The organism is Ruegeria sp. AD11(2025), assembly GCF_056542405.1.
This window is the reverse complement of sequence record NZ_JBQFZU010000059.1, coordinates 1-8,140: the sequence shown is the minus strand read 5'-3', so window position 1 is coordinate 8,140 and position 8,140 is coordinate 1. Positions and strand designations below refer to the sequence as shown.

At 55.2% G+C, this 8,140-nt stretch carries 6 protein-coding genes and 1 pseudogene; 4 read left to right on the top strand and 3 right to left on the bottom strand.

The window, feature by feature from the left end:
• Window positions 1-1,096: 1,096 nt before the first annotated feature.
• From ACR1XY_RS23720 to ACR1XY_RS23710, 3 genes are read right to left on the bottom strand one after another with little or no spacing between them, the layout of a single operon-like run.
• Window positions 1,097-1,312: a hypothetical protein gene (locus ACR1XY_RS23720; protein ID WP_480424863.1), complete on the bottom strand. Its 216-nt coding sequence runs from the start codon at window positions 1,310-1,312 to the stop codon at window positions 1,097-1,099.
• Between the two features lie 3 nt (window positions 1,313-1,315).
• Entirely contained in the window at window positions 1,316-2,821 is a 1,506-nt protein-coding gene (locus tag ACR1XY_RS23715; RefSeq protein ID WP_480424861.1) for a hypothetical protein, read from the bottom strand.
• Window positions 2,818-3,168: a hypothetical protein gene (locus ACR1XY_RS23710; RefSeq protein ID WP_480424860.1), complete on the bottom strand. Its 351-nt coding sequence runs from the start codon at window positions 3,166-3,168 to the stop codon at window positions 2,818-2,820. Before ACR1XY_RS23710 ends, ACR1XY_RS23715 begins: the two co-directional genes overlap by 4 nt.
• A gap of 255 nt (window positions 3,169-3,423) precedes the next feature.
• Here ACR1XY_RS23710 and ACR1XY_RS23705 point away from each other — a divergent pair, with 255 nt between their 5' ends.
• The 4 genes and pseudogenes from ACR1XY_RS23705 to ACR1XY_RS23690 form a co-directional block, all read left to right on the top strand.
• On the top strand, window positions 3,424-4,044 hold the full coding sequence (locus tag ACR1XY_RS23705; protein WP_480424859.1) for a recombinase family protein: 621 nt from the start codon (window positions 3,424-3,426) through the stop codon (window positions 4,042-4,044).
• A gap of 14 nt (window positions 4,045-4,058) precedes the next feature.
• Complete coding sequence (locus ACR1XY_RS23700) at window positions 4,059-5,705, top strand: transposase family protein (protein ID WP_480597151.1); 1,647 nt, start codon at window positions 4,059-4,061, stop codon at window positions 5,703-5,705.
• Window positions 5,705-6,679, top strand: coding sequence for an ExeA family protein (locus ACR1XY_RS23695; RefSeq protein ID WP_480425612.1), 975 nt, complete (start codon window positions 5,705-5,707; stop codon window positions 6,677-6,679). Before ACR1XY_RS23700 ends, ACR1XY_RS23695 begins: the two co-directional genes overlap by 1 nt.
• A 424-nt stretch (window positions 6,680-7,103) precedes the next feature.
• Window positions 7,104-8,140, top strand: a pseudogene (locus ACR1XY_RS23690) (hypothetical protein); the annotation flags it as partial.

Genomic DNA, 8,140 nt, shown 5'->3' with positions numbered 1-8,140 from the left:
CGCCTCCCTGGGGTGCCTGAATAAGTTGGTAATCCTGTTTGTTTGCTGTGTTTGATTTCCTTTGAATTATTTCAAACGCATGATGCGACATGGCAAGTGGTTGAAATCATTGATCGCACGTTTTAAATTGCTCTAGTTTAGAAGCCATCGCCCTGCGCCGACATGTGCCGCTGGCAGAATCACGTATTAGGCGGATAGCCTCCAAGGCATTCAACTGGGATGTTTGCAATCCGAGCGCCGGATAAGTGCAATTCACTACACATAGGGGTCGATTTCACACGTTCGAGCCAGTCGGGCCAAACACACTTGGGTTCGTGAACCTGCGGATCTCGATGCCTTTGTGTAAAAAGTGGAAGGAGCGACGAATGATCAGACGGCAACCGCCGCCTGTTAGTTATGGGTCGGTAACGTCAACCAGAGCTTTAATGCCGCTGACAGGAACCGAAGTCTTCCCTCGAACACTCCTATTCAAAACAACAAATTCACCGGTTTCAGCTTCGGGAACGTGATTGCTGAGGTAAAGGATATCTTGTTTTGGGATTAACAGCTCGATCTAGAGGTCTCCGTAGGCTCTGTTTCCTTCAGCCGTAAATCCGTTTAGTGTGTCCATTTCAACCAAAACTGTGTCCATACCTTTATGAACGGCTTTGACCTTGTCCTGCCATATCCCAGCGGTGTAGTCGCCCCCTCTCAGCGGTTGGTTCAAAGTGAAGCGGGAGTAGCCGAGGCGAAGGTTTCTCTTAAGAACCACGCTATCGCTAGCTGTAGCGGCTTGAGATCATAAACCCTTGGGCGCGAGATTATCGGGGTTTCTGGCTCAGATTATTTGAGACTGTAAATTGATTTGGGATCACATTAGTTGCGATTGGGCTCAGAATAAATGAGACGGGCTCACATTGTTGAGACTGGGATCGGTTAAGTGAGAACGTGCGCGCGCCGGAAGCTACCGTAGATCAGGCATGATGGCTTTCGCCTCAGCCCGGTTAACTCCGCCAGTAAGCGGCAACCGCGTCGCTGCACTTTCGCCATCGTGGTTCTGCGCCTGGTGATACCCGATTAGAACCGTCTCTACTGGCACCCAAGGGAACTGTGAGTTTCAGTTCAGGGTGTTCTTGAACGGTATCGGATGCGCAATGAAAGGGGCTGGATCGCCATTTTCATCGACCACCTCGATACCGTAGAGTGTGAGCGGCCGTTGCTCTGGATAATGCGTAGGCCGCTTTGTCCATTGAAAGCCATCTCCCTTGGGGAAACGGGTCACTTCAAAGGCGTCAATTAACTCGCCAGATTTGGTGCCGTCGCCTCCGTGCATGGATCAACTCACCAGTCGTTTTCCGGCTTTGGCAGCCTTGCGCTGCTTGGCTTCCATTGCCTTGCGCTGTTTGCGGTTGAGCGCACGGGTTGGCTGACGCATCCCGTCTGCCGCAGCCAAAGGCTTTTGGGAGCAGACCGGCGTGGCTTTGCGATGTTGCGGAGAAGCCTTCGAGCCATCTGGGGCAGGCAGTCTCGGGCCGATTTGCTCCCATTCGCCCGCGGCATAGATCTCTTCAAGCGTTACCTTCGAGCGCCTCAGGATGTAGTCTTCGGGCTTTGGAAGCTGTTCCGAGAACGTCCAACTCAACGGCACCTTTGCACCTCCAACTCCGGAACGGATGTAGCCGTCTTCCGTAATCTGAGCACCGTTTGCGTTGAGAATATCCAGAACGCAATGCTGCTCCCCGTTCTCAAGAATGACGCGCGTCCCCAATCGGACTTGTCCTTGCTCCCGGATGGCAATTTGCCCATTGGGTTGCTTGTCGCCCACCACGGCATGAACCAGACGGTCTTGGATCGAGCCAACCTCAAATCCGGTTGCGGCGCGGATCTGAGCGCCGTCGCTTTTCATGATCGTGCCATCGGTGCGGAGAATATCCAGCAAAGGCACATGCTGGCCTTTGAACTTGCCATCCGCGCAGAAGTAAGCGTGACCGGGCGTGACGCCCGTGCCCCAGAAATCGAGAATATGCTTGGCTGTGTTAGTCATAGTCCGCGTCACGGTTTTGGGTGCCAGTCGACCTCTATCGTCATAGGCGACAACCAGATCTCCGATACGGATTTCGCTGATAGGCTTCTCCCAAACTTTCGAAAGCACCAACTCTTCGTCATACGAGCCGTCATCTCGTGGCTTAATCGAAGGATCGGTCGGCCACATCTGGATAGGGGTGTCTTTAACAAAGCAGTGATCCTTTACGGACACAAGATTATATGTACCAAAATCACCAAACTCGATCAGCTGATACTCTCCGGAAATCAGCAAACCGTCCTCGCCTACAAACACAATTTCATAAGGGGTTCCCGGCCCGGCTATTATTCTTCCAGCCAACCGAGCAGCTTCCAACACCGGATTCCATGTGTTAGGGGAATAGTCGAATTGCTCGTTAAATGGCCTGATCTGACCCTCTACAAGAATATTCCCGTTTTCCAAAGTAGTAACGGTTCCACGAAAGCCAGCGGCAGTATTACCCCAAGTGAATGCTTCTTCAGATGCCAGCCCATCACTGCCGTAGTATGAGTGTGTCGCAGTTGCCCGCTCAGCACCGGTCTCTATCCTGATCGCTCGGTTCGTTTCGAAGCGAACTGTTGAGCCAGCGGGAAGACCGTCGACCGCTTGGCCAAACGGGGTTGCAAAATCTCGCGGTGAAAATACGTTTCCACCCCCTGACGTCATATGAGAAGACATATCGACGTAGACAGTTTCACCGTTTCCGTTTCTCCAATGTTCATCGGCTTGTTCACGTGACAAACTGGTAAACGGGTCACTTCTAGTGCCGCTTCCGCTCATTTTTGTATCTCCTCAAGATCTGAACAGAGAAATGAGGCCGTTGGGCTCATCGCAATCATATAGAAATAATCTGTTGTGGCACTTGCTGTCTGGCATAGTCCAAACATTGAAGCACCTTGTTGCTTGTCACGCTGATCTCCTTGCTGCAGACGACAGTCGTCGTATTCAGCAATCCCACTGAGGCCAGCTTCAGACATGTGTTTGAAGTAGTAGGATGTTGTTGTTTCTAAATAAGCCTGTTCATCTGGTTTGTAGATCTGAACAAAGACAAACCAACAGACTACAGCCGCGGCAATAAAAACTACAGAAAACAGGTATATTCTTGGCATTGTTCTGAATTTAGACATCGGTTTAAACGTTGTTTGTCAAGACGCTAACCCAATCATCTGTTCCTGTCACGTTCAATCTACAGGCGAGCGCCCGAAGATCTTTGACCCGTCAACGCCCTCTCCCGGAATTGCACCGGCACTCGGAAAACGGACGTTTTCCTTGTGGTCTCGGCGGCGGTCACACGGTGCCGTGAACATCACCAGAAAAACCGTTGCGGAAATCTTAGTGAGGTTGCATGGTGCATCCTGTCTATTCTGGCGGGGCGAGTTGCCATGCTCATCGGATATGTACGGGTGTCGAAGGCGGACGGGAGCCAGCTCCTTGATTTGCAACGCGATGCGCTGATTGAAGCCGGTGTCGATGCCGAGCGCATCTATGAAGACAAGGCATCCGGGCGGAAGGACCATCGGCCAGGGCTTGATGCCTGCATGAAAGCGCTTCAGCCGGGAAACTCTCTGGTGATCTGGAAACTGGATCGCCTTGGGCGCGACCTCAAGCATCTCGTGGCAACGGTAGATGACCTGCGAGAGCGCGGCGTTGGCCTTCGCGTTCTTTCCGGCGCTGGTGCTGAGATTGATACGACAACCGCGAATGGCAGGCTCGTCTTTGGGATCTTCGCCAGCCTCGCCGAGTTCGAACGGGAACTCATCGCTGAACGCACCCACGCCGGGCTGGCAGCAGCACGTGCGCGGGGCCGGAAAGGTGGGCGACCGCGCAAGATGGATTTGACCATGTTGCGCATGGCAATGAAAGGCATGGCGGATCGTGAGACCAACGCTTCAGATCTGGCAAAGCGCCTCGGGATCACCACAACGACGCTTTACGAATATGTAAACGGGGACGGAACCGCGAAAGCGCCTGGTCAGAAACTGCTGGACGGAAATTCCGTATGAGCAAAGAGGGCGGCATTCCGGCAGAAGCCCTGCTCGATTTGCGTCGTCGGCTGGATGATCTTGCACCTCGTGATCCAGGTCGGCGGGTTTTGATTGAAGGCGTGGCCAGCCTCTTTGGTGTTTCTCGGGCCACTGTATATCGCGCTTTGTCAGGGCAACTGCGACCGAAGGGGTTGCGTCGCGTGGACCGGGGAGAGCCGAGAGCTGTGCCTCGTGCCGAATTGGAGCGATACTGTGAGATCATCGCTGCCCTGAAGATCCGCACATCGAATAAGAAGGGGCGGCGTTTATCGACCGCACGGGCCATCGAGCTTCTGGAGGATCATGGCGTTGAAACGCCCGAAGGTTTGGTTCAGGCCGCAAAGGCGCAACTGAACAAGGCCACGGTCAACCGGTATCTCCGTCTCTGGGGATATGATCATGCAAGAATGACCAGAGCACCAGCCGCTGTCCGGTTTGAAGCACGAACCTCCAATGCTCTTTGGCAGTTTGATATCAGCCCATCTGACCTGAAACAGATCGAACAGCCATCCTGGATTGATCCAAACCGCAAAGGTCTTCCCGTACCCATGCTGTTCAGCGTGGTTGATGATCGCTCCGGCACCTCCTTTCAGGAGTATCGCTGCGTCTATGGCGAGGATGTGGAAAGCGGCCTGCGTTTCCTGTTCAACGCAATGGCACCGAAGGACGGAGATGAAACCCAGCTGCAAGGCATTCCGGAGGCGATATATCTGGACAATGGACCCATTGCAAAAAGCGGGATCTTCCACACTGTCATGGAACGGTTGGGCGTGCGCGTGATGACCCATGACCCTGCGGGTAGCGATGGCCGACGACCGACCGCGCGATCAAAGGGCAAAGTGGAGCGCCCGTTCCGCACCGTGAAAGAAGCCCATGAAACGCTGTATCACTTCCACAAACCGGAAACCGAGTTGGAAGCCAATGCCTGGTTGGCGCGCTTCATTGGTCAATACAATGCCCAGCCCCATCGTCGTGAGCCGCACAGTCGGATTGAAGATTGGGTAAAGAACCTGCCGTCAACCGGTATCCGGCAAATGTGTTCTTGGGAACGGTTCTGCACCTTCGCGCGAGAGCCTGAAACCCGCAAGGTTGCCGGGGATGCCCGCATTCGTGTTGATGGCGCGTTCTACGAGGTTGATCCCGATCTGGCGGGTGAGACCGTCACCCTCTGGTGGGGTCTGTTTGATCACGAACTGTTTGTCGAGCTGAACGACAAACGCTTTGGTCCCTATCGACCGTCAGGTGGGCCTATTCCACTACATCGCTACCGGAAGCCCAAAAAAACACAAACTCAAGCGCGGGCCGACAGGATCGGGGATCTTGCGCAGAAGATCTCGGTGCCCAGATCGGCGCTTGCCGGGTTGGATTCAAGCCTGGCCAAAGCCGCAGACGTACTGCCGTTCGCCAGCCAGGCCTTTGTCGATCCGGATCCCTATGGAGAGTTCACCTATAGCAGCCGATTGGATGCGCTGCGCGGGGTCTCGGATTTGCTGCACAAGCCGCTGGCCCGCCTGACAGACGAGGATCTGTCGTTCGTGAATGATCTTGTCGACCGCACGCTCGACAAGACGGAAATCAAACAAGGAATAACTGCCCGGTTCTCGCCTAAGCGACCGGCCGCTGAAGAGGAGAGCGAGTAATGCTGAATGCCGAGATCATGGCGCGATATGGGCTGATCAAGGACTGGCGAGCTGCCGGATTCTATGAGACCGAGAACCATCGTCAGATCACCCACACCGTCCGGGCGGGCATTGGAACCGGACGCCTGATCGCTGTGACAGGCCCAGTTGGCATCGGCAAGACTGTGTTCCTGCACCGGTTGCAAGATGAAATTGCGCGCGAAAAGAAGGTCACTGTCGCCGAAAGCCTGTCGGTGGACAAAGCCCGCACGACCGTTCCGACGCTAATCTCAGCCCTGTTCTACGATCTCTCACGAGAGAAAGAACCAAAGATTCCAACCCAAGGTGAAAAGAGGGAACGAGAACTTCAGAAGCTGGTAGCCCGCTCCGGAAAGCCCGTGGCGCTGTTTGTCGATGAGGCCCATGATCTGTATGGAAAGACATTGATCGGGCTGAAACGCCTGATGGAAGTGATCGCGCGCGGCGGAGGCAATCTGTCCGTTATTCTGGTCGGCCATCCGAAGCTGCGAAACGACCTTCGCCGCCCAACGATGGAAGAGATCGGGCATCGCACTGATATCCTGCCCTTCGAAGGATTGGGGGAAGAGTCCCGAACCTATCTCGACTGGCTTTTGGACCAGTGTACCGAGGACGACGCTCCACTTGACGAGATTATCGAACCGGCGGCGCTGGACCTACTGGCAGAGCGCCTGACCACACCCTTACAGTTTGCCGAATATTTAAACCGGGCATTGGAGGCCGGGTTCCGCATCGGCCAGAAACCAATCACGCCGGATATTGTGTCGGCCACCCTGGCCCCCGACTTTGATGACTTGGAGCCACGTCTCACCCGGCAGGGCTATTCTGTGAAGGTATTGGCGGATCAGTTCCAGTCCAAACCTGCCGAGATCAAACGCTTCCTGAGCGGGCAGCTTGAACCCGCGCGGACCCGCGAATTGGCAGAGCGAATGCGGATGGCGGGGTTGTCGCTATGAGGTCATGTGGATGGTCTCACCCCACCGATCCCAGTCTCAGAAATGTGAGCCCGTCTCAATTATTCTGAGCCCGTTCTCAAATAAAGTGGTCCCAAATCGAATTATAGTCTCAAATAATCTGAGCCAGAAACAGCGATGATCTCGCGCCCAACGGATTATGATCTCAAGCCGCTACACCTATGTGGCGGTTACCGGTGCGAGATCAGCTGCAACTCCCTTACACTTTTTACCGCGATCAGAACGGACGGCGCGAAAGCAGCGCGGCCGACCGTCAACTGTGGTTCGCTTCCGGTTGAGGCTCAAACAACGCCTCCGGCCGATGCCCATACCTTTGCCCGCATTTCTACCAACCCACTGACTGCCTGACGGGCAGGGCGGTGCCTTGCCTCGATTGTGCTCAAGTCCCTCACAGGAGAGTTTCAGAATGACAAACCAGTCCTCAGATACCCAGCCCGCCCTTCGCCCGCTTAATGTCTCGGTTCGGGCTGGTCGTTTGACCAAGTTCAAGGGGCGTGTGGCGAGCATTGCACCAGGTTTGTTGGTTGTGGCAACTGCTGCGGCGCTTGTCATCGGAGGAGCGGACCAGGCTGATGCTCAGGCGGCCCCCGCTTGCGGCCAAATAATAAACGGCGTCGTCAGAGTGTGCCCTGACGCCAGCATTCCCTCTCCGGGTATCACTCCCCACAATGGCATCGAATACAATGCCGGGCCAGATGGGCTCACTCTGATGCTTGATGCCCCAGACAACGCAGACAATTACGCACCCATCACGGTGGAAGCTTGGGGTGTCTCTGGGGCGGCAGTGCGTGGGGCGGATAATACTTCAGGCGATATCGCTGTGCTACTGCACCACGGGAGCGTTACCACTGATGGTCCGGCGCTTAACTACAATAACCACGGGCTTGAGGCGTATACCGAGGGCAGTGGAGATGCGACCGCGCAAATGAATGGCGGGGATGTCACCACGCATGCTGTCCTTAGTTACGGGCTTCGGGCGGAGATCAAAAACGCGGGGAGTAACGCCACGGCGAAGGTGGAAATGACCGAAGGGCGTATCAATAGTCACAGCGGATCAAGCTCTGGGCTTTCTGCAGGAACCGACTCCATTGGTGGCGCGGCGATCGCTGAAATAAGTGGCGGCACAATCACCACGCACGGCGGAGCGTCTCATGGGATTGCTGCGTCGGTCAACAAAAACACGGGGAGTGCAGCCAGTGCAACGGCGCGCATGACCGGAGGGCTGATCAGGACGCACCAGAACGTTTCCCATGGGGTTTTGGCAGAGAGCAATGGGGGGGTGGTTGAGGGCGATGTCCGCGCCGAGGTGCTCGCGGAAATGAGTGGCGGCACAATCATCACGCGAGGGGAAAGAGATTCCCATGGGGTTCGAGCGCGCCTCTATGACAATACGGCGAATAGCAAAGCTACGGCGACAGCGCGCATGACCAGGGGCGTGATTAG

Bases quoted from the DNA above. Each gene is read 5' to 3' on its own strand.
- ACR1XY_RS23720 (WP_480424863.1), bottom strand. From the start codon at position 1,312: ATGCACGGAGGCGACGGCACCAAATCTGGCGAGTTAATTGACGCCTTT.
- ACR1XY_RS23715 (WP_480424861.1), bottom strand. From the start codon at position 2,821: ATGAGCGGAAGCGGCACTAGAAGTGACCCGTTTACCAGTTTGTCACGT.
- ACR1XY_RS23710 (WP_480424860.1), bottom strand. From the start codon at position 3,168: ATGTCTAAATTCAGAACAATGCCAAGAATATACCTGTTTTCTGTAGTT.
- ACR1XY_RS23705 (WP_480424859.1), top strand. From the start codon at position 3,424: ATGCTCATCGGATATGTACGGGTGTCGAAGGCGGACGGGAGCCAGCTC.
- ACR1XY_RS23695 (WP_480425612.1), top strand. From the start codon at position 5,705: ATGCTGAATGCCGAGATCATGGCGCGATATGGGCTGATCAAGGACTGG.